The 25,047-nt window shown below is 68.6% G+C and carries 21 protein-coding genes; 13 read left to right on the top strand and 8 right to left on the bottom strand.

Features of this window, described 5'->3' with window-relative positions; genetic code table 11:
* Positions 1-8: 8 nt before the first annotated feature.
* The 3 genes from N800_RS08995 (at position 9) to N800_RS15355 (ending at position 3,072) form a co-directional block, all read left to right on the top strand.
* Complete coding sequence (locus N800_RS08995) at positions 9-1,157, top strand: COX15/CtaA family protein (protein WP_036137312.1); 1,149 nt, start codon at positions 9-11, stop codon at positions 1,155-1,157.
* On the top strand, positions 1,157-2,083 hold the full coding sequence (cyoE, locus tag N800_RS08990; protein WP_036137220.1) for a heme o synthase: 927 nt from the start codon (positions 1,157-1,159) through the stop codon (positions 2,081-2,083). Before N800_RS08995 ends, cyoE begins: the two co-directional genes overlap by 1 nt.
* 92 nt (positions 2,084-2,175) lie before the next feature.
* Positions 2,176-3,072: a TraB/GumN family protein gene (locus N800_RS15355; protein WP_052108111.1), complete on the top strand. Its 897-nt coding sequence runs from the start codon at positions 2,176-2,178 to the stop codon at positions 3,070-3,072.
* A 38-nt stretch (positions 3,073-3,110) separates the two neighbouring features.
* On the opposite strand, the gene N800_RS08980 is transcribed toward N800_RS15355, so the two are convergent.
* The 4 genes from N800_RS08980 to rpsU form a co-directional block, all read right to left on the bottom strand.
* The gene (locus N800_RS08980) at positions 3,111-5,099 is read right to left on the bottom strand and encodes a S9 family peptidase (RefSeq protein WP_084087401.1); all 1,989 of its coding nucleotides are present in this window, start codon (positions 5,097-5,099) and stop codon (positions 3,111-3,113) included.
* A gap of 105 nt (positions 5,100-5,204) precedes the next feature.
* A complete protein-coding gene (dnaG, locus tag N800_RS08975) occupies positions 5,205-6,932 on the bottom strand; it encodes a DNA primase (protein WP_036137212.1) in 1,728 nt (575 codons plus the stop codon).
* Positions 6,933-7,076: 144 nt separating this feature from the next.
* Entirely contained in the window at positions 7,077-7,520 is a 444-nt protein-coding gene (locus N800_RS08970) for a GatB/YqeY domain-containing protein (RefSeq protein ID WP_036137210.1), read from the bottom strand.
* A gap of 197 nt (positions 7,521-7,717) precedes the next feature.
* Positions 7,718-7,933, bottom strand: coding sequence for a 30S ribosomal protein S21 (gene rpsU, locus N800_RS08965; RefSeq protein ID WP_036137208.1), 216 nt, complete (start codon positions 7,931-7,933; stop codon positions 7,718-7,720).
* Between the two features lie 299 nt (positions 7,934-8,232).
* Between rpsU and tsaD the strand changes: the two genes are divergently transcribed.
* The 5 genes from tsaD to N800_RS08945 all read left to right on the top strand — a co-directional run bounded on the left by tsaD (position 8,233) and on the right by N800_RS08945 (position 11,457).
* Complete coding sequence (gene tsaD, locus N800_RS08960; RefSeq protein ID WP_036137205.1) at positions 8,233-9,255, top strand: tRNA (adenosine(37)-N6)-threonylcarbamoyltransferase complex transferase subunit TsaD; 1,023 nt, start codon at positions 8,233-8,235, stop codon at positions 9,253-9,255.
* 89 nt (positions 9,256-9,344) lie between these two features.
* Entirely contained in the window at positions 9,345-9,728 is a 384-nt protein-coding gene (gene folB / locus N800_RS08955; protein ID WP_036137202.1) for a dihydroneopterin aldolase, read from the top strand.
* Entirely contained in the window at positions 9,728-10,210 is a 483-nt protein-coding gene (gene folK / locus N800_RS08950) for a 2-amino-4-hydroxy-6-hydroxymethyldihydropteridine diphosphokinase (protein ID WP_036137199.1), read from the top strand. Before folB ends, folK begins: the two co-directional genes overlap by 1 nt.
* Position 10,211: 1 nt before the next feature.
* Entirely contained in the window at positions 10,212-10,376 is a 165-nt protein-coding gene (locus tag N800_RS15895; protein WP_156962930.1) for a hypothetical protein, read from the top strand.
* Positions 10,377-10,614: 238 nt separating this feature from the next.
* Entirely contained in the window at positions 10,615-11,457 is an 843-nt protein-coding gene (locus N800_RS08945; protein WP_036137196.1) for a DUF6159 family protein, read from the top strand.
* 19 nt (positions 11,458-11,476) lie between these two features.
* On the opposite strand, the gene N800_RS08940 is transcribed toward N800_RS08945, so the two are convergent.
* Positions 11,477-12,220: a pteridine reductase gene (locus N800_RS08940; protein ID WP_036137194.1), complete on the bottom strand. Its 744-nt coding sequence runs from the start codon at positions 12,218-12,220 to the stop codon at positions 11,477-11,479.
* 61 nt (positions 12,221-12,281) lie between these two features.
* Between N800_RS08940 and N800_RS08935 the strand changes: the two genes are divergently transcribed.
* From N800_RS08935 to N800_RS08925, 3 genes are all read left to right on the top strand, one after another.
* Positions 12,282-13,466 carry a class I SAM-dependent methyltransferase gene (locus N800_RS08935; RefSeq protein WP_036137301.1) on the top strand — a complete coding sequence of 395 codons (1,185 nt, stop codon included), beginning with the start codon at positions 12,282-12,284 and terminating at the stop codon, positions 13,464-13,466.
* A complete protein-coding gene (locus N800_RS08930; protein ID WP_036137192.1) occupies positions 13,463-13,876 on the top strand; it encodes a VanZ family protein in 414 nt (137 codons plus the stop codon). The genes N800_RS08935 and N800_RS08930 overlap by 4 nt, the downstream gene beginning before the upstream one ends.
* 118 nt (positions 13,877-13,994) lie before the next feature.
* Positions 13,995-16,562, top strand: a complete 2,568-nt coding sequence (locus tag N800_RS08925) for a TonB-dependent receptor plug domain-containing protein (RefSeq protein ID WP_036137189.1) — start codon at positions 13,995-13,997, stop codon at positions 16,560-16,562.
* 76 nt (positions 16,563-16,638) lie between these two features.
* On the opposite strand, the gene N800_RS08920 is transcribed toward N800_RS08925, so the two are convergent.
* From N800_RS08920 to N800_RS08910, 3 genes are read right to left on the bottom strand one after another with little or no spacing between them, the layout of a single operon-like run.
* A complete protein-coding gene (locus tag N800_RS08920; protein WP_036137186.1) occupies positions 16,639-17,886 on the bottom strand; it encodes a multifunctional CCA addition/repair protein in 1,248 nt (415 codons plus the stop codon).
* Positions 17,883-18,797: a complex I NDUFA9 subunit family protein gene (locus tag N800_RS08915; protein WP_036137182.1), complete on the bottom strand. Its 915-nt coding sequence runs from the start codon at positions 18,795-18,797 to the stop codon at positions 17,883-17,885. The genes N800_RS08920 and N800_RS08915 overlap by 4 nt, the downstream gene beginning before the upstream one ends.
* A complete protein-coding gene (locus tag N800_RS08910) occupies positions 18,794-20,923 on the bottom strand; it encodes a lytic transglycosylase domain-containing protein (RefSeq protein ID WP_084087397.1) in 2,130 nt (709 codons plus the stop codon). The genes N800_RS08915 and N800_RS08910 overlap by 4 nt, the downstream gene beginning before the upstream one ends.
* Positions 20,924-21,026: 103 nt before the next feature.
* Here N800_RS08910 and N800_RS08905 point away from each other — a divergent pair, with 103 nt between their 5' ends.
* Together N800_RS08905 and N800_RS08900 are read left to right on the top strand one after the other, a co-directional pair.
* On the top strand, positions 21,027-21,821 hold the full coding sequence (locus N800_RS08905) for a sulfite exporter TauE/SafE family protein (protein WP_036137181.1): 795 nt from the start codon (positions 21,027-21,029) through the stop codon (positions 21,819-21,821).
* Between the two features lie 208 nt (positions 21,822-22,029).
* Positions 22,030-24,993: a TonB-dependent receptor gene (locus N800_RS08900; protein WP_036137179.1), complete on the top strand. Its 2,964-nt coding sequence runs from the start codon at positions 22,030-22,032 to the stop codon at positions 24,991-24,993.
* The last annotated feature ends 54 nt before the right edge of the window (positions 24,994-25,047 follow it).

Genomic DNA, 25,047 nt, shown 5'->3' with positions numbered 1-25,047 from the left:
GTCCGCGCATGACCGAGCCCGTGAAGTCCGTCCCGTACAAGCACCTTCACCGCATCGCCTGGCTGGCGGTGGCGTTGGCGATGTGCGTGATCGTGTTCGGCGCATTCGTGCGCCTGTCCAACGCCGGGCTGAGCTGTCCGGACTGGCCGACCTGCTACGGCCGGGCGACATGGCCCGGCGCCACCCACGAGGCGGCCGAACATGCCGCCACGGCGATCCGCCCGTTCGACACCACCAAGGCGTGGCGCGAACAGGTGCACCGCCACATCGCCGCGACCCTGGGGTTGCTGGTGCTGGTGCTGGCATTGCTGGCGGCGCGGCGTCGCCGTCTCGGCATCGCGCAGATCCTGGCGGCCACGGGATTGGTGGCCATCGCCATTCCGCTGTACATGCACGGGCAGCACGTGGCGGCCTCGGTGCTGGCGATCGCGGCAGAGGCGATCCTGTTGTTCGCCGCGTTCCGCTGGAGCAACCTCGACCACGCGCGCGTGGCGGTGCTCACCCTGGCGGTGATCATCTTCCAGGCCCTGCTTGGCATGTGGACGGTGACGTGGCTGCTCAAGCCGATCGTGGTGATGGGCCACCTGCTGGGCGGGCTGTTGACGTTCTCGTTGCTGTTGTGGCTTGCATGGCGCGCCACCGACCTGCCGATCCGTCTGGCGGATGCGTTGGCGTTGCGCAAATGGGTCATCGCAGGGCTGATGGTGCTGGGCGTGCAGATCGCGCTGGGTGGCTGGACCAGCGCCAACTACGCCGCGCTGTCGTGCGGCACCGACTTCCCCAAGTGCGTGGGCCAATGGTGGCCGCCGCATGACTTCGGCGAAGGCTTCGTGCTGTGGCGGGGCATCGGCGTGGATTACGAAGGCGGCGTGCTGGACGGCGCGGCGCGCATCTCGATCCAGTTGGCGCATCGCATGATGGCGGTGGTGGTGTTCGTGTACCTGCTGCTGCTTGCGGTGCGCCTGCTGCGCACGCCGGGCATGCGCGGCTGGGGCACCCTGCTGGGCCTGTTGACCCTGTTGCAGGTCGGCCTGGGCATCGCCAATGTCAAACTGGCGCTTCCGCTGCACGTGGCCGTGGCGCATAACGCCAGCGCGCTGTTGCTGTTGTTCGTGCTGGTTTCGCTGCTCGCGCGCCTGCGCGAACCGGAGCACTGATGGCCACGTCCATGCGCCAGTACTGGGACCTCACCAAGCCGCGGGTGGTGGCATTGATCGTGTTCACCGCGCTGGTCGGGATGCTGCTGGCCATCGAGGGTCTGCCCACCGGCGAGGAAGCAATGCGCGGCGGTCTGGGCTTCCTCGGCATCTGGCTGGCGGCCTCGTCGGCGGCCGCGATCAACCAGATCCTCGACCAACGCATCGACGCGAAGATGGCGCGCACGTCGTGGCGACCACTGGTGGTGGGCGGCGTATCCACAAAGCAGGCCTTGGTGTTCGCACTGGTGCTGGCGGCGCTGTCGATGGTGGTGCTGCTGGTGTTCGTCAACGCGATCACCGCGTTGCTGACGTTCGCGTCGCTGATCGGCTACGCGGTGATCTACACCGTGTACCTCAAGCGGGCGACGCCGCAGAACATCGTGATCGGTGGCCTGGCCGGTGCGGCGCCGCCGCTGCTGGGCTGGTCGACCATGACTGGCATGCGGGGCGAGTGGGACTGGGCGCACGCACTGCTGCTGGTGCTGATCATCTTCGTGTGGACGCCGCCGCATTTCTGGGCGCTGGCGATCTTCCGCCGCGCCGACTACGCGCGCGCGATGGTGCCGATGCTGCCGGTGACCCACGGCGTGGAGTACACCCGCTGGCAGATCCTGTTCTACACCGTGTTGCTGGTGGCAGTGACCATGCTGCCGTGGGCGACCGGGATGAGCGGGCTGTTCTACTTTGGCGGCGCGTTGGTGCTCGGCATCGTGTTCGTCTGGTACGCGTGGAAGCTGATGGACCCGCCGGACGAAATGTTCGCGATGAAGGTGTTCAACTACTCCATCGTGTACCTGATGGTGCTGTTCGCGTTCCTGCTGGTCGACCATTGGCTGATGCCGGTGTTGGCGCCGGCGCCGGTGATGGAGTTGCAGGCGGCTTGAGTGGACGCCACGCGGCGGAGTGACGCTGCGACGGGGTGAGTGGCACTGACAAGGAGTAGTGCATGGCGGTGGGGCGAAGAATCGAGTGGCCGATGCTGGCGTTGATGACTGCCTGGCCCGTGGCAGGTGCTGCGCACACTTCGTCGCCACCGTTGGCCGTGCCGCAGACGCAAGATCTCGATGCTTCGCGTCCGGCCGCTGAAAGTCCGCGCACGATTGCAGAGGAGTTGGTGCTCGACGCGATGGGTGAACATCGCTTGGTACTGCTGGGCGAACTGCACGGCACCCACGAGACGCCCGCGCTGGTTGCCGCACTTCTCTCCAGGCTTGGCGCGCGGGATGAAACGCTCGTTCTGGCGCTTGAGATTGCGCGCCAAGAGCAGTCGGCAGTGGACGATTTCCTGGCATCAAACGGCGACGCAGTGGCCCGCTCCCGGCTGTTGGCAGGGTCGCATTGGCAGGCGATCCATGACGGTCGCGACAGCGCTTCGATGCTGGCGCTGATCGAGCATGTGCGTCGACTTCGGCAAGGGGGGCGGACGGTGCAGGTGGTGCTGTTCGATGACCTCGACGCGTTCTCTGTTCGCGGCCGCCGGGATGCGCTCATGGCCGAACACCTGCGTGCGACTGTGGCTGCCAACCCGCAAGCGCGAGTGCTGGTGCTGACCGGCAACATCCACGCAATGGTGCGGTCGTCGAAGTCGCAGATGGTGAGCGCGGACGACAAGCCCGTCCAGCTCCCGGGGACCGCTGGCGACTACCTGGCCGACCTGAACCCGTGGTCGCTGCGCATCGACGGCGCGGAGGGCAGCATGTGGGTGTGCTTCGGCGCGCGCGATTGCGGCGTGCGGCCCGTGCGGGGGGGAGGCCCGCAACCACGGCCGACGTTAACGCTCCTCGGCAACGACGAGCCTTGGGATGCGCGATTGCTGTTGCCTCAGTTCACCGCGTCCCCGCCCGCAATCACCAGCGCCCCCGCCAGCGATTGAACCGAAGCCCTGCCGAGACGTCGTGGATCAGGCGCGGCTCACTTCTCCGCGTCGTCGCCCAGCAGGTGCTGCTGCCAGAACAGCATGGTGGCCGCACTGTAGTAGTCCACGTTGGTCTTCTTGCGGAAGCCGTGGCCTTCGTCGGCGAACAGCAGGTACCACACCGGCTGGCCGTTGCCGCGGACCGCCTTCACGATCTGCTCGGCTTCCGTGTACGGCACGCGCGGGTCGTTCTTGCCCTGTGCGACGAACAACCGTGAGGTGATGCGATCGGCATGATTGAGCGGCGAAATGCGCTCGAACACTTTGGCCATCTCCGGGTCGCGTTCGTCGCCGTACTCGGCGCGGCGCAGGTCACGGCGGTAGCTCTCGGTGTTCCTGAGGAAGGTGCCGAAGTGCGAGATGCCCACGATATCCACGCCGGCGCGGATGCGGTCGCTGTAGTGCATCAACGACGACAACACCATGTAGCCGCCGTAGCTGCCGCCCTGCACGCCCACGCGTGAGGGATCCAGCTCGGGCTGCTTGGCGATCCAGTCCAGCAGGGCGCCGATGTCCTTGACGGAGTCCTCGCGCTTGGCGCCATTGTCCAGGCCCAGCCACGTCTTGCCGTAGCCCGACGAGCCGCGCACGTTGGGCACCAGCAGGGCCACGCCCAGCTCGTTGGCCAGGAATTGCGCGGTGGGATTGAAGGTGGGCAGCGACTGGCCTTCCGGACCGCCGTGGATGCTGATCACCACCGGCACCTTGGTGCCCTTGGGGATGTTGGCCGGGCGGTAGTAGAACGCGGGGATGGTGCGGCGCCTGCCGTCCACCTTGTCGAAGGTGGGATAACGCACCAGCGCGGGGGTGACGAACTTCGACGCATCCAGTCCACCGACTTCGCTGCGCGTCCAGCGCGTGACCGCGCCGGTGCCGAGGTCGAGTACGTGCACGTCGCTGGGCGAGGTGGCGGTGTTGAGCGTGACCGCCAGGTGCTGGCCATCGGGCGAGAAGTCGAGGCCGCCGATCACGCCAACCGGCAGCGTGGGCGCCGCGACCGGGCGGTGGTCGGGCAACGAGCGCACGTGCAGCTTGCTGATGCCGTCCTCGTTGGTCACGAAGGCGAGGTGGCGACCGTCCTTGGCCAGGGTGAAGTCCTCCACGTCCCACGGGATGCCGGCGGACAGCTCGGTGAGCGTGCCGCGGGCCGGGTCGTGGTGGCGCAGCGTCTTGAACTCGCTGGGCTTGCCATGGACCGGCTCGTCCGAAACGAAGTACACGGATCGGCCATCCGGGGCATAGCGGAATCCGCTGAAGGCCGCCTTGCCGCCGTCCACCGGGAACAGGGTGAGCTTGCCGCTGGCGAGATCCACTTCACCCGGGTACGACTCGGTGGCCGACACGTAACGGGTGACCAGCAGGCGCTTGCCGTCCGGCGAAAAGTCCTCGGCCGACCATTGGCCGCCTTCGCTGACCACCACCCGTGGCTGGCGCGTGGCCATGTCCAGTACCCACACGTCCACGTCCTTGCCGTTGCGCACGGTGCTGCTGTACGCGAGTTGCTTGCCGTCCAGTGAGAACGTGGGCGACTGGTTGCGCGATTTTCCGTCGGTGAGCAGGGTGGCGTTGCGCGTGGCCAGATCGAACCAGTGCAACTGCCAGAACTCGTTGCCGCCCACGTCCTTGCCGAACACGAAGCCATCCAGGCCGGACCCGGTGGGCGCCACGCGGCCGGTGCTGATGGGCTCGGGGTAGAAGGTCAGCTGTTCGCGCATGCCCAGTGGCTGGCACACGCGGTGCACTTGGATGGTCTCGGCGAAGCGCGTGCTGACCAGCATGCAGTCGCCCTCCGTCCAGCCGACGAAACCGGCGCCGCGGGTGTTCTGGTAGCGATTGAGCTGTTCGACCAACGCGGGCGGGATCGCCGGGATGTTCTCGCTGATGCGGGTGCCGACTTCCTCGCGTTGCACCGCGGGCGTGGCGGCCAGCACACTGCTGCAGGCCAGAGCGAGGGCGGCGATCGGGGCGAGGTGGCGCAGGCGCATCGTATGGCTCCGGGCGAAGAGCGGATGAGCCCCGAGCTTAGCGGTTCCGGTGGGCGACGGGGTGCGCCGTGCGTGGCGGGAGTGGCGGGAGTGGCGGGCCCCGCCTCAGGCCAGCCGGGCCTGCAACAGCGCTCGCAGCTCCTGCTTGTCGCCCTCGTCCAACCGCTGCTCGCGCTGCTTGGCCTGGAGTTCGTCCAGCCGCTGCACCAGCGTCTGCCGTTCCAACTGGGCGGTCGCGTCCATGAACTCGCGCAGCCAGCTGGCCTCGTCGCCGGGCAGGGTCTGCGTCGCGAGCTTCTGCAGCGCGCCGTGCTCCTCGCGTCCTTCGAAATGCGCGAGCAGCATGCCGGTGGCGATGTCGGGGCGCTGGTCCACCAGTTGCAGCAGTTCCACGAGCAACGGCACGCCGGGCTGGCGCAGCGAAGCAAACCGGTACGGCGGCTGCAACTCCACGCCGAGGGGCGGATGTTGCAGCAGCAGTGCGATCACGCTGCGCACGATGCTGCGCTTGCCGGTCGATGGGGCGGCGGCGCTGCGGGCGCGCTGTGCCGGCACGTGGGTGTCGGGCGAGCTGGCGCGCGCGCCCACGCCGGTGAGTTCGGTGAGGCGCTGCTTCATCAGGTCGCCGAACGCGCCATCGGGGATCTGTGCAAGGAACGGCTTGGCGCGCTCGGCCAGCCGGCCCTTGCCTTCCAGCGTGGACAGGTTGACGTCGGCGGCGAGCGAGTCGAAGAAGAATTGCGACAGCGGCGTGGCCTGTTGCAGGCGTGCATCAAAGCCGGCTTGGCCTTCCTGGCGGACCAGCGAATCCGGGTCCTCGCCTTCGGGCAGGAACAGAAAGAACGCCTGCCGGCCATCCTTCATGCGCGGCAGCACGGACTCGACCGCTTTCCACGCGGCGCCGCGGCCGGCGCGGTCGCCGTCGAAACAGAAGTACACGTCGGGCGCGTTGCGGAACAGCAGCTCGGCATGGTCCGGCGTGGTCGCGGTGCCGAGCGTGGCCACCGCGGTGTCCACACCGTGCTGGAACAGTGCAACCACATCCATGTAGCCCTCGACCACGATCAGCCGCGGGATCTTGTTGTGCGCTTGCCGCACCTGCCACAGGCCGTACAGTTCGCGACCCTTGTGGAACAGCTCGGTCTCGGGTGAATTGAGGTACTTGGGGCCGTCGTCCTTGTCCAGCACGCGGCCGCCGAAGGCGATGGTGCGCCCGCGCCGGTCGTGGATCGGGAACATCACCCGGTCGCGGAACTTGTCGTAGACGCGACCGGTGTCGTTGCGTGACATCATGCCGGCGCGTTCGAGCAGCTTCAGCCGGCGCTCGTCGCTGCCCAGCGCGTCGCGCAGCGCATTGAAGCCGTCGGGGGCGTAGCCGATGCCGAAACGCTCGCGCGTAACCGCGTCGACGCCCCGGCCGTCGAGGTACGCCTGTGCCTTGGCGCTGGTAGCCAACTGCTTCTGGAAGAACCTGGCCGACGCATCGAGCGCCGCGTACAGGTCCTGCCCGTCGGGGTTGGTGTTGCGCTGTTGCGTGTCGCGCGGCACTTCCATGCCGGCGCGCTTGGCCAGCTCTTCCACCGCGTCGAGGAATTCGAGGCGGTCGTAGTTCATCAGGAAGCTGATCGCGGTGCCGTGCGCGCCGCAGCCGAAGCAGTGGTAGAACTGCTTCGTCGGGGACACGGTGAACGATGGCGAGCGCTCGTCGTGGAACGGGCAGCGTGCGCTGTACTCGCGGCCCTGCTTCTTCAGCGGCACGCGCGCGCCGATGATCTCGACCAGGTCGGATCGGGCGAGCAGGTCGTCGATGAAGGCGTCGGGGATGCGGGCCATCGAGGGCGCGTTCGTTTCCGTGGAGCAATGGGACGATGATGCCATGCGCTCGCTGGCCGGACTGGCCCAGGCGGTGCGCGCGCTGATCTGCAAACGGCGACGCCGCCCGCAGGCGGCGTCGAGCGGTTGGCGCGGCGCGAGGCCTCAGCCCAGCTTCTGCTTCACCAGCTTGGATACCAGACCCATGTCGGCTTGCCCGGCCAGACGCGGCTTGAGTACGCCCATCAGCTTGCCCATGTCGGCCGCACTGCTGGCGCCGGTTTCGGCGATGGCGGCATCGACGGCGGCGGCGATCTCGGCCTCGCCCATCTTGGCCGGCAGGTAGCGGTCGATGATGACCAGTTCGGCGCGCTCGACGGCGGCCAGGTCCTCGCGACCGGCGCCTTCGTACTGGCTGACCGAGTCCTTGCGCTGCTTGACCATCTTCTCCAGCACGGCGATCACGGCGGTGTCGTCGAGCTCGATGCGCTCGTCGACTTCGCGCTGCTTGATGGCGGCGTTGATCAGGCGAATGACGCCCAGCGTTTCCTTGTCACCGCCCTTCATGGCGGCCTTCATGTCATCGGTCAGGCGAAGCTTGAGGCTCATGGGGTCACTCCAATGGGTGAGGGCTGCGCCGGGGCATCCGACGAGCGGGGGTGATCAGGCGCTGGGGCGCTGTGCGCAGGTCAATGCCTGCGGCGCGCCAAAAAACACAAAAAGCCGGCGGCGCATGGGCGCTGCCGGCTTTCGGCTTCCACCGTGACCCGCCCGGAGGCCGGCCACAGGGGAAGAACCCGCTGTACTCAGTACAGGCGCTGACGCTTGGTCACATCGCGCGAGGCGCGACGCGACTGGCGCTTCACCGCAGCGGCGGCCTTGCGCTTGCGCTCCTGGGTCGGCTTCTCGTAGAACTCGCGCTTGCGGGTCTCGGCGAGGACGCCGGCCTTCTCGCAGGTGCGCTTGAAGCGACGCAGGGCAAACTCGAAAGGCTCGTTTTCGCGGACTTTGACGCTGGGCATACGTAATCTCTGTTCAGGGACCGATCCCGGGAGGACCGGGTGAGCCGTGCATTTTAGCGGGGCTCTATTTGGAAGTGCAAGTCGAGTCGTTCACTCCGGTTGAGGGCAACGCTCTCCCCGGGCATTGCTACGCCCCTCCGTCGGGGGCGCCGGCCATCCTTGGCCGGCTCTTCGCAGTACCCGGGCAGATCGCCACCTTCGTTTACTCATTGGCAGATAGCTTGCGGGCTGTTGCCCCTCCCGGCCCAAACCCGCCAAAAGCGCTACGCTTTCCCCAGAAGCGCCCCCATATCCCGAAAATGAAAGTCCTCGGCATCGAAACCAGCTGCGACGAGACCGGCGTGGCCGTGTACGACACGGACACCGGCCTGCGCGCCCACGCCCTGTACAGCCAGATCGCCCTGCACGCCGAATACGGCGGCGTGGTGCCCGAGCTGGCCAGCCGCGACCACGTGCGCAAGCTGCTGCCGCTGATCCGCCAGACCCTGGCCGATGCCGGCCTGGGCATCGACGAACTGGACGGCGTGGCCTACACCGCCGGTCCCGGTCTGGTCGGCGCGCTGCTGGTCGGCGCCGGCGTGGCCCGGGCCGTGGCCTGGGCGTTGGACCTGCCGGCCGTGGCGGTGCATCACATGGAAGGCCACCTGCTGGCCCCGCTGATGGAAGACGACCCGCTGGGGCGGCCCGAGCCGCCGTTCGTTGCGCTGCTGGTCTCCGGCGGCCACACCCAGCTGATCCACGTCGAGGCCATCGGTCGCTACCGCCTGCTCGGCGAGACGCTGGACGACGCAGCGGGCGAGGCCTTCGACAAGACCGCCAAGCTGATGGGCCTGCCGTACCCGGGGGGGCCCCAGTTGGCGGCGCTGGCGGAGCAGGGCCGGCCCGGCGCCTTCAAGTTCGCCCGCCCGATGACCGACCGGCCGGGGCTGGATTTCAGCTTCAGCGGGCTCAAGACCCAGGTGCTGCTGGCGTGGCAGGGCAGCGACCAGTCGGACACCACCCGCGCCGACATCGCCCGTGGCTTTGAGGATGCGGTGGTGGACACGCTGGCGATCAAATGCCAGCGCGCGCTGGACGAGGCCGGCTGCGACACGCTGGTGGTGGCCGGCGGCGTGGGCGCCAACAGGCGACTGCGCGCCAAGCTGCAGGACATGGCGGCGCGGCGCGGCGGGCGCGTGAGCTTCCCGCGGCCGGCGTTCTGCACCGACAACGGCGCGATGATCGCCTACGCCGGCGCGCTGCGACTGCAGGCCGGCCAGCACGTGGACGAGTCGGTGCGCGTCACCCCGCGCTGGGACATGGCGACGCTGGAAGCCGTTTAAGCCGGCCCGGTCCGCGGGCCGAGCCGGCGTCGGGCATGACAAAATGGTGCGAAGGCGCACGCAGGGCGCGTGCAGAGCAGGGATACCACGTGGACAAGGTCTTCATCGAGGCGCTCGAAGTCGATGCGCTGATCGGCATCTACGACTGGGAGCGGCGGATCCGGCAGACGCTGGTGTTCGACATCGAGATGGCCTTCGACAACCGCGTGCCGGCGGCCAGCGACGCCATCGAGGACACGCTGAACTACAAGGATGTGAGCCGGCGCGTGGTGGACTACGTGTCACAGTCGGGCTTCGGCCTGGTGGAAACGCTGGCCGAGCGCGTGGCCGAGATCATCCTTGACGAATTCGGCGTCAGCCAGGTGCGGCTCAAGCTGAGCAAACCGGGCGCGGTGCGCGGCGCGCGCGCGGTGGGCGTCATCATCGAGCGCAGCGCCGGTCGCGCACCCGAAGGCATCAGCGGGCTGCTGTGATGCACAAGGCTTACCTCAGCCTGGGCAGCAACCGCGACGCCGAGGCCAACCTGCGCAGCGGTCTGGCTGCGTTGCAGGCGCGCTTCGGCGCGGTGCTGCATTCGCCGGTGTACCGCACCGCCGCGGTGGGTTTCGCGGGCGACGACTTCCTCAACTCGGCCGCGATGATCGAGACCGACCTGCAGCCGCAGGCGCTCAACGACTGGCTGCACGCGCTGGAGGATGCGCATGGCCGCGACCGCAGCGGGCCGCGTTTCGGCGACCGCACGCTGGATATCGACATCGTGTTGTTCGACGACCGCGTGTGCGAGGGCGACGGCAACCTGCGCATTCCGCGCCCGGAGTTGAAACATGCCTTCGTGCTCAAGCCGCTGGCCGACATCGCGCCCGACGTGCGCGTGCCGGGCGATGGCCGCACGCTGGCCGAGCTGTGGGCCGTGCATCCGGACCGCGAACGCGCCTTCGATACCGTGGTGCTGTGACATGTCGCCGCTGCTCACCCAGCTGTTGACCACGCCGATGGGCTGGCTGGCGATCGTGGTGACCGCGGTCTCGGTCGCGCTGACCGTGGCGATCCACCTGTTCCTGCGGCGCAAGATCCGCGAGAGCGAGGCGGCTGCGCGCGAGGACGAGCCACCCGTTTCCTGAGTTGCAGCAATGGCGCGCTGGGGCAGACGCACCCCGCCGCAGGAGCCATCGCGACGCATCCACCCGTGCAGGCATTCCCGGCGCCGGCGTCGTGCGGCGGTTTGGCCGGCACAACGCCCCGGGTGCGTGAGCTGTGATGGTGGTCGCGGCATGGCGCGCTCCAGTGCGGCAGCCGCGCACATTCCAATAGGCGGCGGCGCGCCGATAATCGCTGGATCATCGGGTCGGGGAGGTCGTCATGAAGGAACGGTTGCTGCGCAGTTGGGAGCTGGTCAAGGCCAGTGCGGCGGTGCTGCGCTCGGACCGCGAGCTGATGCTGTTTCCGCTGGTGTCGATGGCGGCCACGCTGCTGGTGATGCTGACGTTCGCCGTGCCGATGTTCGGCTGGCGCGTGTTCGAGAACGGCTTTGGCGCGGCCGGGCTCGTGTGGATGTTCCTGTTCTACTTCTGCCAGTACGCGGTGATCGTGTTCTGCAATTGCGCACTGGTGGCGGCCGCGATGATCCGATTGGAAGGCGGCGACCCGACCCTGAAGGACGGCTTCCAGGCGGCGCTGCAGCGCATCGGCGCGATCCTCGGCTATGCGGCGATCGCCGCCACCGTGGGCATGTTGCTGCGCGCGATGCGCGACAACGAGCGCAACCCGCTGGTGCAGTTGCTCGGCGGCGGCTTGGGCGTGGCGTGGACGATGGCGACGTTCCTGATGGCGCCGGTGCTGGTGAGCGAGCAGATCGGCCCGTTTGAAGCGCTGCGCAAGAGCGGGCGCCTGCTGCAACGCACGTGGGGCGAGGCCGCGGCCGGTGCGGTGGGCATTGGCCTGGCCTTCGGCGCGCTGATGCTGGGGCTGGGCGTGGCCGGTGTGGCGCTGGTCTGGTTGGCAGCGAAGGTATCGGTGGCGCTGGCGGTGGCAATCGCGGTGCTGGCCGCGTTGGCCCTGGTACTGCTGGGCCTGCTGAAGTCGGCGCTGAATGGCGTGTATGCCGCCGCGCTGTTCCGCTACATCAGCCACGGCGAGACGCCACCCGCGTTCCAGGGCCTGCCGATGGCACAGGCGCCAGGCACGGAGCCCGCCACGACGTAAGCGGCGCGCGACGCCTGCCTCAGCCGGCCAGCATCCGTCCGCCGTCGAGGTGCAGCACCTGCCCGGTGCTGTAGCGCGCGTCCTGCAACAGCCAGCGCACCGCCTCGGCCACTTCCTCCGGCGTGCCGGTGCGCCCGAGCGGGGTGCGCGCCAGCATCGCCTCCTGCGCGGCGGTGTTGCTGCCGTCCTCGGGCCACAGCACGGCACCGGGCGAGACGGCGTTGACCCGGACCTCCGGCCCCAGTTCCACCGCCAGCGATCTCGTCATCATCAGCAGCGCGGCCTTGGCCATGCAGTACACGGTGTGCTGGCGCAGCGGACGCTCGCCGTAGATGTCGGTGAGGTTGACGATGGCGCCGCCACTGGCGCGCAGGTGCGGCGCGGCGGCCTGCGACAGGAAGAACGGCGCACGCGCGTTGCTGGTCATCAGCACATCCCAGTCGTCGGGCGTGGTGAGGCCGATCGGCGTCGGATGGAAAGAGGACGCATTGTTGACCAGCGCATCCAGCCGGCCGAAACGGCCGATGGTGTGTGCCACCAGCTCGGGGATGCGGTCGAAGTCGGCGAGGTCCGCCTGCAGGGTGTGGGCGCTGCCGGGACGTGCATGGTCCAGTTCGGCGGCCAATGCTTCGATCGCCTCGCGCGAGCTGCGGTAATGCAGCGCGACATCAAAGCCGGCGGCGTGCAGGTGGCGGGCGATCGCCGCGCCGATGCGCTTGGCGCAGCCGGTGATCAGGGCGACGGGACGGGCGGCGGCGGTCATCGGTCAGGCTCCGGTTGCACGCTACAGGCTATCCTGCGCGCACGTGAACCCGGAAGCCATCGTGAACACCCAGCTCCCCGAACCCGGCGCCGATGCGCTGGTGCACAGCGCCAAGCTGACCGCCGCCATCCAGGGCGACATCGCCGCCAGCGAGACCGGCACGATCCCGTTCTCGCGCTTCATGGAACTGGCGTTGTACGCGCCGGGATTGGGCTATTACAGCGCTGGCGCGACCAAGTTCGGCGATGCCGGCGATTTTGTCACCGCGCCCGAGCTGGGCCCGGTGTTTGCCGCATGCGTGGCCGATGCGGTGGCACCCGTGCTGCAGCAACTGGGGCCCGAGGCATTGTTCCTGGAGCTGGGCGGCGGTACCGGCGCCTTCGCCGAGGTCGCGCTGAAGCGGCTGATGGAGCTGGACGCGCTGCCCAGCCGCTACCTGATCCTCGAGCCCAGCGCGCAGCTGCGCGTGCGCCAGCGTGAACGTTTGCGCGAACGGCTGGTACCGCCGTTGTTCGAACTGGTGGAGTGGCTGGACGGGCCGGTGCCGGAGGACTGGGTGGGTGTGCTGTTCGCCAATGAGGTGATCGACGCGCTGCCGACGCCGCGCTTCGCCATCGAGGCGGGCGAGGTGTATGAGGAGCACGTCACGCTGGAAGGCGGGCGGCTGGTGCGCGTGCTGCGGCCCGCCGACAGTTTCCTCAGCGGTGCGGTGCGCCATCTGGAACGCCGCCTGGCGACGTCGCTGCCCGAGGGTTATCGCTCCGAGCTGCTGCCGCAGTTGCCGTACTGGATCCAGGCGGTGTCCGGCGGGATGAAGGCCGGCGCGATGCTGTTCGTGGATTACGGTTACGTGCGCAGCGAGTACTACCTGCCCGAACGCAGCGACGGCACCCTGCGCGCGTTCTACCGCCACCGCATGCACGGCGACCCGCTGCTGTGGCCGGGCCTGCAGGACCTGACCGCGTCGGTGGATTTCACCGCACTGGCCGAGGCCGGCGTGGCGGCGGGCTTCGACCTGGCGGGCTACTGCTCGCAGTCCAGTTTCCTGCTGGGCAACGGGCTGGCGGGCGTGCTGGAGCGGATCGAGGCCATCGACGACCCGGTCGAGCGCCTGCGTCGCCACCAGGAGGTCAAACGCCTGACCCTGCCCACCGAGATGGGCGAGCGTTTCCAGGTGATGGGCTTCGAGAAGGGCGTCGAATTCGGCACCGCGTTCATGGCCGGTGACCTGAGCTTCCGGCTGTGAGCAAGGGTTCCGTCCTGCGGCCATGGTCGCGCCCCGGGTGGTTGCTGGCCGGCTGGTTGCTGCTGATCGCGGGCGTGATCGTGGGCTCGCTGCTGCCGTCCTCGGCGCTGCCCGCACCGTCCTTCACCGGCATCGACAAGATCGAGCACCTGGGCGCCTATGCGCTGCTGTCGGCCTATGCGGTGCTGTTGTTCGCGTCGGCGCGCGCCCAGGCCCTCGCCGCGTTGGGCCTGGTGGCCCTGGGCATCTCGTTGGAGGGCGCGCAGGCGGCGTTGACGGTCTCACGGCTGGCCGATCCGGGTGACATGGTGGCCAACCTGGTTGGCGTGCTGCTGGGACTTGGCCTGCGATGGACCCCCGTGACCGACATGCTGCGACGCATCGATACGCGCCTGTCGGAGGATGCGTGACCATCATCACGCCAAAGTCAGCAAAGCGACGCGACATCTTGCGCAAAGGTTAATTAATGGTGAAAGTCAGGGTCACGGCCGCTTCCACGGGCCGCCCACCCGACCCAGGAGCCCAACCATGCTTGCTGCGAACAGGAATGCCCTAGCGTTGGCCATCATTGCCACGCTTTCCGCAAGTCTCGCTTCGAACGCCCGTGCCCAGGACCCCGAAGCGGCGCCTTCCACCCAGGAAGAGGCCGTCACCGTGGAGCGCGTCTCGGTCACCGGTTCCCGCGTGAAGCCCCGCACCGAGGCCAGTTCGGCGGTGCCGATCGACATCCTGGGTGGCGAGGAGTTCCACAACCAGCCGTCCGTCGACGTGATGGACAAGATGCGCACGCTGGTGCCGTCGTTCAACGTCAGCACCATCCCGATCGACGACGCCGCCTCGCTGGTGCGCCCGGCCAACCTGCGCGGGCTGCCGCCGGACAACACGCTGGTCCTGATCAACGGCAAGCGCCGCCACCGCGCGGCGGTCATCACCTTCCTCGGCCACGGCCTGTCGGACGGCGCGCAAGGCCCCGACATCTCCGTGCTGCCGTCGCTGGCACTGGAGCAGGTGGAAGTGCTGCGCGACGGCGCCGCCGCACAGTACGGCTCCGACGCCATCGCTGGCGTCATCAACTTCGGCCTGAAGCGGCTGGACCACGGCGGCACGGTCGAGGCCTTCGGGGGTCAGTACTACGAAGGTGACGGCTTCACCCAGCAGTACGCGGCGCAGGCCGGGTTCCCGCTGACCGCCAACGGCTTTGCCACGCTGACGGCCGAATGGCGCAGCGCCGACCCCACCTCGCGCAGCGTGCAGCGTGACGACGCGGCCGCCGTCGCCGCGGCCGGTTATCCGGGCGTGCGCGACCCGGCCCAGATCTGGGGTTCGCCCGAGGTCCACGAGGACATGAAGTTCGTGGCCAACTTCGGTGTGGATGGCGAGAACGTCAGCTTCTACGGCTTTGGCAATTACGCCAAGCGCGATGTCGAGGGTGGCTTCTATTACCGCAACCCCACCACCCGCAACGGCGTGTTCTCCAACGACGGCGGCAACACCCTGCTGATCGGCGACCTGAACACCGCCAACGCGGTCACCTGCCCGACCATCGCGCTGCGCGATGCCAACGGCAATCTCCTGCCCTATGCGGGCGTCGCCGCGGCGGTGGCGGCGTTGCCGGCCGAATGCTTCACCTTCCTCTCGCAGTTCCCCGGCGGCTTCACCCCGCAGTTCGGCGGCAGGATGGAAGACCAGTCCCTGGTGCTGGGCTTCAAGGGCGTCTGGGGCGAAGGCTGGCACTGGGACGTGAGCGGCAGCCACGGACGCAACGAGATCGCGTTCTACATGCTCAACACGGTCAACGCCTCGATGGGTCCCGACCAACCGGGGAGCAACGAGTTTGCCCCGGGCGGCAACGTGCAGACCGACACTGCGTTCAACTTCGACCTGGCCCACGATTTCGACGTGGGTCTGGCCGGTGGCGCGATGACCCTGGCCACGGGTGCGGAATGGCGCAGGGAGGAGTTTGAGGTCATCGCCGGTGACTTGTCCTCGTATGCGATCGGGCCGCTGGTTTCCCAGGGTTTCTCGCTGGGCTCCAACGGCTTCAACGGCTTCAACCCCCGCACCGCCGGCACGCATGACCGCGACAACTGGGCGGTGTACGCCGACGTGGAGGCGCCGTTCACCGAGCAGTTCCGCATGGCGGCCGCGGTGCGCCACGAGGACTTCAGCGACTTCGGCGGAACGACCAACTGGAAGCTGACCGGCCGTTACGACTTCAGCGACCGCTTCGCGGTGCGCGGCGCGATCAGCACCGGCTTCCGCGCGCCGACCCCGGGGCAGGCCAACGCCGAACAGGTGACCACCTCGTTCATCAATGGCCTGTTGCGCGACACCGCCGTGCTGTCGCCCAACAACCCGATTGCCCAGTTCTACGGCGCCGAACCGCTGACGCCGGAAGAGTCGAAGAACGCCTCGCTCGGCCTGGTCTGGAACAACGGCGGCTGGCTGGTCACCGCCGACTGGTACCGCATCAAGACCGAGGATCGCATCGCGCTCAGCAACTTCTTCACCGTGACCGACGCCGATCGCGCCGCGCTGGTGGCTGGCGGCAACCCGGAAGCGGCATCAATCAGCGAAGTGCAGTTCTTCGTCAACGACTTCGACACCACCACCACCGGCATCGACCTGGTCACCAGCTACGACAGCAACCACTTCGGTGGCAAGACCTCGTACTCGTTGGCGGCCAACTGGAACAAGACCGAGGTCGATGACTTCACGCCGGGCATCATCACGCCGATCCGCATCAAGAAGCTGGAAGAGTCGCTGCCGCGGACCAAGGGTTATTTCGGTGTCAACCACCAGCGCCAGGTCTTCAATGCAAGCGTCCGCGTGAACTACTACGGTTCGTTCTTCGAGGACCATCTGGACGACGGCGGCCTGCCGATCAATGGCGGGAGCGCGGTCACGGTGGATGCAGAGGCCGGCTGGAAGTTCGCCTCGGGGCTGTACTTCAGCATCGGCGCGCAGAACCTGTTCGACAAGGTGCCCGACGAGAATCCGTGGGGCGCGCCGGTGGCGGGTGCGAAGTACCCGGTGCATGCGCCGTATGGCTTCAACGGCGGCTTCTACTACGGTCGAGTGGGTTACAAGTTCTGACCCGGGGATAGCGTCGCTGGATGCACAGGCGCGGAGCGGGGAAACCCGCTCCGCGTCTTCTTTGGCCAACCGCCACTCAGGGGCGTGCGTCGAGCGCCCGGGCAATCGCGGCAACGCGGGCGCGGCGCAACGCCTCGCCCACGGCGGGGCCGCTGAGGCCTTCGGCGACATCGCTGGCGCGCACCGCAAGCGCGACGTCCAGCGCGCGACACAACCTGGCAGCCTGCGGATATTCGCTCTCGGCGGAACCTGCACGCCCGCGCTTGTCGGCCTCGCAGGCGATGGCCAGTTGCCGGATGCGGTCGGGCCTGCGGAAGCCGTCGCAACGTGCGATCAGGTCGTGCACGGTTCCCGCGCGCATTTCGCCAAGGCGGTGCACGTTCAGGTGCTCGCGGCAGGTCGCTTCGGCGAGCAGGCGGTGCTCGGCGGGGACGCGCAGGCGCTCGCACAGCGCGCGCAGCGGCGCCAGGCCCGCGCTCTCGTGGCCCAGGTGGCGCGGTAGCACATGGGCGGGCGTCAGCGCCTTGCCCAGGTCGTGGGTCAGCGCGGCAAAGCCGATCAGGTCGTCGCCCGGCGCGATGCGCGCGGCCATGTCGCACACCAGTTCGGTGTGCACGCCGGTGTCGACTTCGGGATGGAACTCCGCGCGCTGCGGCACGCCGTACAGCGCGTCGACCTCCGGCAGCACCACCGCGAGGGCACCGCTGGCACGCAGGGTGGCCAGGAACGCAGCCGGGCGCGGGCTGGCGAGTCCGCGGCGCAACTCCTGCCATACGCGCTCCGGGACCAGGTGCTCCAGCTCGCCGGCCGCCACCATCCCGCGCATCAGCGCCAACGTCTCCGGCGCCAACTGGAAGCCCAGCGGCGCGAAACGCGCCATGAACCGCGCCGCACGCAGCACGCGCAACGGGTCCTCGGCGAAGGCCGGGCCGACGTGGCGCAGCACGCGTGCCTCGATGTCACGCGTCCCGCCGTACGGATCCACCAGCGCACCGTCGTCCAGCGACTGGGCGATGGCGTTGATGGTGAAGTCGCGGCGGCCGAGGTCCTGCTCCAGCGTCACCGACGGGTCGGCATCGACCACGAAGCCGCGGTAGCCGCGCCCGGATTTGCGCTCGGTGCGTGCCAGTGCGTACTCCTCGCCGGTGTCCGGGTGCAGGAACACCGGGAAATCGCGGCCGACCGCACGGAACCCCGCCGCCTCCATCGCGGCCTGAGTGCTGCCGACCACCACGTGGTCGCGGTCGCCGGCGGGCAGGTCGAGCAGCCGGTCGCGTACCGCGCCGCCCACCAGGTAGACCTTGCCCGGCGCACCGGCACTCATGTCGCAGGAGCGGTGTCCAGCCGCAGGATCTCGCGCAGGCGGTCGGTGACGCGGGTGGGCGTGATACCGAGCTTGGGCAGGCCATTGTCGCGGCTGGTGGAGTCCAGCGCCAGCGAGCGCCAGTTGTCGCGGCTGATTGGCTTGCCCGGCAGCAGCTCGCCGATGTTGGCCTGCCAACGCCCCAGCCGCTCCGACAATGAGAGCACCATCCGCGAGCGGCCGCGGGCCTGCGCCGTCAGGCGCACGATCTGGGCCAGCGACAGTTCGTCGGGGCCGACGAGCTCGTACACCTGTCCGATGCTCTTGGGGTCGTTGATGGCGCGCGCATAGGCTTCGGCCACATCCCCCACCCACACCGGCTGGAACCGCGCGTGGCCGCGCGCAATCGGCAGCACCGGCGCCATGCCCAGCAGCTTGTCGAAGCGGCAGAACAGTCCGTCGCCGGGCCCGGCGATCACCGACGGCCGGAAGATCGTCCACTGCAGTCCGGACCCGCGCACCTTGGCCTCGGCGCGGCCGCGCGATTGCAGGTAATGGCTATCGCCGTGGCCGGCGTTGAGCGCGCTCATGTGCAGCAGGCGTGGCGTGCCGCTGGCCTTCATCGCCGCGATCACCGACTCGGTGATGCCGACGAACACGCGTTCGAAGCCGTCGCCGCGATCGCCTTTCTCGTTGAGGATGCCGGTGAGGTTGACCACCGCATCGGCGTCGCCGAACACGTTGGCGAGGAAGTCGGTGTCATGCACGTCGCCCTCGCGCACGCTGGCCTGGCGCGACAGCGCCGCACGCGTGTCGGTCGTGAGTCCGCGGCTGACCACGGTGACGCGATGGCCATCGCGCAGCACGCGCGGCACCAGGTGGCGCCCTACGAATCCGGTGCCGCCCAGGACCACGACGTGCTGTCTGCTCATCTTCGCGTTCTCGTTCTCTTTCCGGGTGGGGCGGCGGGCGTCGGCGCAGTGACCGGTTCGGGGCAGGCGAAGCGTTTGCGCTTGCCGTCGGTGACGCCGCGCAGGCGGTCGCTGAGGGTGGCCGCATCGCCATTGAGCCGCCAGTCGTAGATTACGCTGAATGCGAGCACGCGGGCCACGTACTCGCGCGTCTCTTTGTAGCTGATCGTCTCAATCCAGAAATCCGGATCCATGCCGGGGCGCTGCTCCTGCCAGCGCGCGAGCGGCGAGGGGCCGGCGTTGTAGCCGGCGATGGTGAAGTAGGGCTGGCCACCGTACTGGTCCATCAGCTGGCGCAGGTACGCGGTGCCGATGGCGATGTTGGTGTCGGGGTCGTAGAGCATCGCCGGTCCGGTCCACGGCAGGCCGATGCGGGTGGCGACGGCCGCGCCGGTGGCCGGGATCACCTGCATCAGGCCCATCGCATTCGCCGACGAGCGCGCGGTCGGGTTGAAGACGCTCTCGGCGCGGATTTCCGCGGCCACCCACGCCGGGTCGATCTTCTGGCGCGTGGCCTCGCGACGGATGGTGGCATCGTGGTGCAGCGGGAAGCGCAGGTGGTACAGGCGCAGTTCGTCGCGCTGCTTGCCGAGGTTGAACACCGCGCGGTCGAACCAGCCGCTGGCCTGCGCCTCGGCCACCGCGATGCGTCGCTCGGTGTCATTGAAACGGGTGAGTGCGTCGTCCCATTCGCGTTGCGCCCAGCCCTGGCGGTCGAGCCGATACAGCGCCAGCGCGCGCGTCAACGCCGGGTCGCGCGCCACCGCGGCGCGTACCGCGGGATCGTCGTCGGGCGCCAACGGACACAGCGCGTACGGCCGTTTGATGCGGTCGGCGGCGAGGAAGCCATGGAACTCAGGCTTTCGCGCCGCTTCGGCGAACAGGTGGCGTGCGGTCTTGCGGTCGCCGGTGAGTTCGCTCAGGCGCGCTTCGAAGTACTGCCAGCGCGAATCGCCGCGTTGCGCCGGTGGCATCAGGCGCAATGCCGCCAGCGCCGCCGCCCAGTCCGAGCGCGCCATCGCTTCGCGCACGCGCCATTCGTGCAGGCGGTCGTCATACGCCTCGACCGGCACCGCGGCGAGTCGGCGTGCCGAGTCCGGTTCGTACGATGCGACCGACCACAGCGCGATCGCGTACAGCACGCGCGTGCGGTCGGCTGCTTCGAACTCCAGCGCGGGCGCATACGCCGCCAGTTGCGTTTCCGCCGCCGTGGGGTTGTCCTTGGCCAACCGCGCCAGGCCGTATGACGCGACCAGGCGACTGCGCGCGTTCTTGGGCCATGTGAGCGCGCGTTCGTGCGGTGCCTCCAGGAACGCGGCGTAGTCCTCGGCCAGTGCCTGCTCGTCCGCAGGCAGGCCGCGCGCGGCGGCGCGCACCACGCCCGGTTCGCCCTCGGCGATGGCGCGTTCGATGCGTTCCCAACGCAGGGCCGGCGTCAGGTTGCCCTGCGCGGCGAGTACCGCCATTGGCGCATCACAGGCAGTGGGCAACGCGTTGCCCGCCTGGCGCCACATCGTTTGGCTTTCCGCCGTCCACGCGGCGTCGGCGCGGCCCAGCGCCTGGCGCGCCTTGAGATCGGCGCAGCGCAGTGCCCCGCCCTTGAGCCCCGGCACCCACGCCGAGGTGAACGCCAGCCAGTCCTCGCGTCGCGCGGTGGCCGCCAACCAGAGCTCGCGGAAGGCCGCGGCCACCGGTTGGCCACGGTGGCGCTCCAGGAAGGCCTGTGCGCGCGACGGGTCGAGGGTGTCGATCTCGCGACGCAGCGCCGCGTACTCGATCCAGCCCCACAGCGGATCGCTGGCCAGGTCGGCGTAGGCGGTGGCGTCGAAGCTGCCGCGCTCGGCAACTTCCAACGCCGCGCGCACCCGGGCCAGCCGCGCCTGAGCCGGGGCGAGCGGGTTGCTTGCCCCGGCCGCGGGAGCGCCAGCCACGTTGACGGGGTTGGTGGTCGCTTGCGTCGCGGTCCCGGGGAGGGTCGTGCGGCTGCCGGTAGGCGCGGAATCAACCGGAACCGGCTGTGCGCAACCGGTGGTGGCGAACGCCGTCAGCAGCGACGCGATTACGATGGGGGTCGTTTTATGTCGCATGACCCGGACTATAGCCGAGTCAAAATGAACATCCTGATGGCAGCGCAACGCAGTTTGATTGCGTGTGCCAAGCAGGACCAGGCAGGAGAAAACCGGCGTGTCGATGGCGTGGTTTGCGTTTCTGGGATTGGGAGCGATTGCGGGCGTACTGGCCGGATTGCTGGGCGTTGGGGGCGGGCTGGTGCTGGTCGCCGCGTTGGCATGGATGCTGCCGCTGCTGGGTGTGCCGCACGAGGCCGCGATGCACGCGGCATTGGCCAGTTCGCTGGCCAGCATCGTCCTCACCGCGGCGGCGTCCGCGCGCGCCCATGCCAAGCGCGGCAGCGTGATGTGGCCCACCGTGCGCTGGATGGTGCCCGGTCTGTTGCTGGGCGGCTGGATCGGCAGTGGTTTCGCCGTGCGGCTGCCTGGGGATTGGCTGCGCTGGCTCGTCGCCGGCTATTGCTTCCTGGCGGCGGCGCAGCTGCTGCTGGGGCGGCGTACGCCCGCGGATGGCCACACCCGTCCAGCGCCGCGTGGGCCGGGGATGAGCGCCGCAGGCCTTGGCATCGGCGCGGTGTCCGCCGTGGTCGGCATCGGCGGCGGCAGCATGACCGTGCCGTTGCTGGTGTGGCGCGGCGTGGCACCGGTGCGCGCCGTGGGCACGTCCTCGGCATGTGGCGTGGCCATCGGGCTGGCCAGTGCCGCTGGCTATGCGCTGCAGGCGCCCGTTGGCGCGCTGCCTGCGCATGCCGTCGGCTATGTGTACCTGCCGGCGGCCGTAGGGGTCGCCATTGCCTCGGTGTTTGCCGCGCCGTATGGCACGCACCTGGCGCATCGGCTGTCGGGGGAGGCGCTCAAGCGCGTGTTCGCAGGGTTCCTGGTGCTGGTGGGGAGCAGCCTGCTGTTGGGCGGCTAGTCGTACGGCTGTCGTGGCGAGGCCCGTTTCCCGCCCGGCCTGCGGGGCTCTCTGCACGCCTGCCGGGGGGTATTCAGGCTCTGTGCGCGTCCGGCGGATGCCCTTTGCCGCTTGTGGCGGGTTCACAAATTGTTTACAACCCGATTACGCCACGGAGCAGGGGCCGGGCGGCTTTGTGCTGTTTCATCACTTTTAGGGAGAGAGGTCGATGCAAGCGTTGCGCCGCAAGACATTGGCGAAAGCCATCCAGTTGTCCATGCTGATTGCCCTGCCTGGCGTCGTCGCCGCGCAGGAAGCCGAGTCGTCGCAGGCGACCACGCTGGATTCGGTCCGCGTGACCGGTACCCGCATCAAGAAGGCCGAGATCGAAAGCCAGGTCCCGGTGCAGACCCTCTCGCGCGAGGACATCGACCGCACCGGCCTGACGTCGCTGGGCGACATCGTGCAGAGCCTGACCGGTGCCGGCTCGGCACTGAACACCAAGTTCAACTCCTCCGGCAACTTCGGCTTCTCGCCCAACGGTGATGGCGTCGGCGCCGGTTCGGCGCAGGTCGACCTGCGTCACCTCGGTCCCAAGCGCGTGCTCGTGCTGGTGGACGGCGTGCGTTGGGTCAACGAGTCCTCCGCCTCCGGCGTGGGCGCGGCAACCGACCTCAACACCATCCCGCTGGCACTGGTCGAGCGCATCGAGGTGCTGGAAGACGGCGCGTCCTCGCTGTACGGCTCCGACGCGATCGCCGGCGTGGTCAACATCATCACCCGCCGCAACTTCGAAGGCGGCCAGGTCACCGTCAACGCCGGCCAGTACGGCGAGGGCGATGGCGACCTGGGCAGCGTCGACGTGGCGTGGGGCACCAGCACCGAGCGCGCCAACTTCTTCGTCGGCGCCAGCTACGTCAATCAGGATCCGATCTTTTCCAAGACCCGCGAGCAGTCGCGCTACCCGACGCCGGGCACCGGCCTGACCTTCGGCAGCTCGGCCACGCCGAACGGCCGTTTCGTGTTCCTGCCAGGTACGCCGAGCAGCGCCTGCCCGGCGGTCGACCTCGATGATGATCCGTCCACCCCGGACGTGCCGTTCTGCAACATCACCACGCCCAACGGCAGCAGCTTCAACCCGACGCCGTCGTACCCGAACGACTTCATCGGCTTCCGCACGGCCAACCGCTTCAACTTCGCCGAATACAACATGCTGTTGACGCCGTCCGAGCGCACCGGCGTGTTCGGCCAGTTCCGCTACTACTTCAACGACAACGTGCACGCCTATGCCAAGGCGCTGTTCAACCGTCGCGAGTCGACCAACCAGGCAGCGCCGGAACCGATCTTCCTCGGCGGCGACGCCGGTACCGGCAATCCGTATGCGGACGGCATCTTCATTCCCGCCACGCAGATGTACAACCCGTTTGGCATCGACCTGGACTCCAGCTCCAACCTGATCCTGATCGGCCGTCGCCCGGTCGAGGGCGGTCCGCGCCGCTTCGAGCAGCAGGTGGACACCCAGTACTTCGCCGCGGGCATGGAAGGCAGCTTCGACGCCGGCGAGAAGACCTGGTTCTGGGACGTCAACGTCGCCGCCAGCAAGAACGAAGCCGAACAGACCAACTACGGCTCGTACAACATCCGCAACATCGCGCTGGCACTGGGCGACACCGACACCTCCGGTGCGACCTGCGCGACGACGCCGGGCTGCGTGCCGCTGAACATCTTCGGCGGCCCGGGCACGATCACCCCGGAAATGCTGGCGTGGATCCAGCCGGTTGTGCGCGACCGCAGCGAGCAGACCCTGCAGCTGGCCACGGCCAACATCTCCGGTGACCTGTTCGAGATGTGGGCCGGCCCGCTGTCGTTCGCCGCGGGCCTGGAGCATCGCCGCTACGAGGGCGAGTACACCCCCGACCCGATCAACTACGTCACCATGACCCGTCCGGACGGCAGCACCGTGGTGGAGAGCCACTACAACGGCGTACCGTCGTTGCCGACCTCGGGCGATTACGACGTCAACGAAGCCTATGTCGAGTTCAACGTGCCGCTGATGCGCGACGGCGTGTTCGGCAAGAGCCTGGACCTGAGCCTGGCCGGCCGCTACTCGGACTACTCGACCTTCGGCGGCCAGTTCACGCCGAAGTTCGGCCTGCGCTGGCAGGTGGCCGATGAGCTGCTGCTGCGTGCGACCTACGCCGAGGGATTCCGCGCGCCGTCGATCGGCGAGCTGTACGGCTCGGCCAGCCGCGCCGACCTGCAGTTGGACGACCCGTGCCTGATCGGCCTGGACGGCTCGGCCCCGACCGGCAACACCGCCAACTGCCGCGCGCTGGGAGTGCCGGCCGGTGCCAGCCAGTCCAACAGCCAGATCTCGGTCACCACCGGCGGCAACCCGGACCTGCAGCCGGAAACGGCGCGCAGCTTCACCGCCGGCATGGTGTTCAGCCCGGCCTTCGCCAGCGACGCGTCGTGGTCGGAGCGCCTGGACATCGAGTTGACCTTCTACCGCCACGCGCTGGACGGCGCGGTGCAGGCCATCGATGCGCAGACCCAGCTCAATCTGTGCGTGGAGACGTTGGATCCGCTGTACTGCGACGGCATTACCCGCGCACCCAACGTGGGCAGCATCAACAGCTTCAACAACCGCCTGACCAACCTCGGCTCGATCAAGACCGACGGTTGGGACTTCGACGTGTTCTGGACCCTGCCGGAATCGGCGCTGGGCAACTTCAAGCTGGCCTGGCAGAACACCTTCGTCGGTCGCTATGAAGCCGTCGGTGCCGCGGGCCAGGTGCAGCCGCGCGGGGTGGGCGTGGAAGTCACTGACAGCGCGATCCCCGAATGGACTTCCAACACCTCGCTTGAGTGGAGCAAGAACGCCTGGACCGCCTCGTGGACCATGCGCCACATCGACGAGCTGGAAGAGGAGTGCGGTGACGCGGTGTCGTTCCCGGTGTGCAGCAACCCGGCCGAGGGCACCAACACGCTGGAGGCGATCACCTACCACGACGTGCAGGTGGGTTACCGCTTCGACTGGATGAAGGGCCTGCAGCTGGCCGTGGGCGCCAAGAACGTGTTCGACAAGGATCCGCCGATCTGCCTGTCGTGCTCGCTCAACGGCTACGACGCGTCCACCTACGACATCCCGGGTGGCCGTTACTTCTACCTGCGTGCCGACCTGCGCTTCTGATCGTCGCAGCGAGTGAATGCGGAGCGGCCGGGGGAAACCCCGGCCGTTCTGCTT

This window comes from Lysobacter daejeonensis GH1-9 (assembly GCF_000768355.1).
GTDB classification, from domain to species: domain Bacteria; phylum Pseudomonadota; class Gammaproteobacteria; order Xanthomonadales; family Xanthomonadaceae; genus Aerolutibacter; species Aerolutibacter daejeonensis.
Note: the sequence above shows the minus strand (reverse complement) of the source record. Positions and strands in the feature narration are given on the sequence as shown.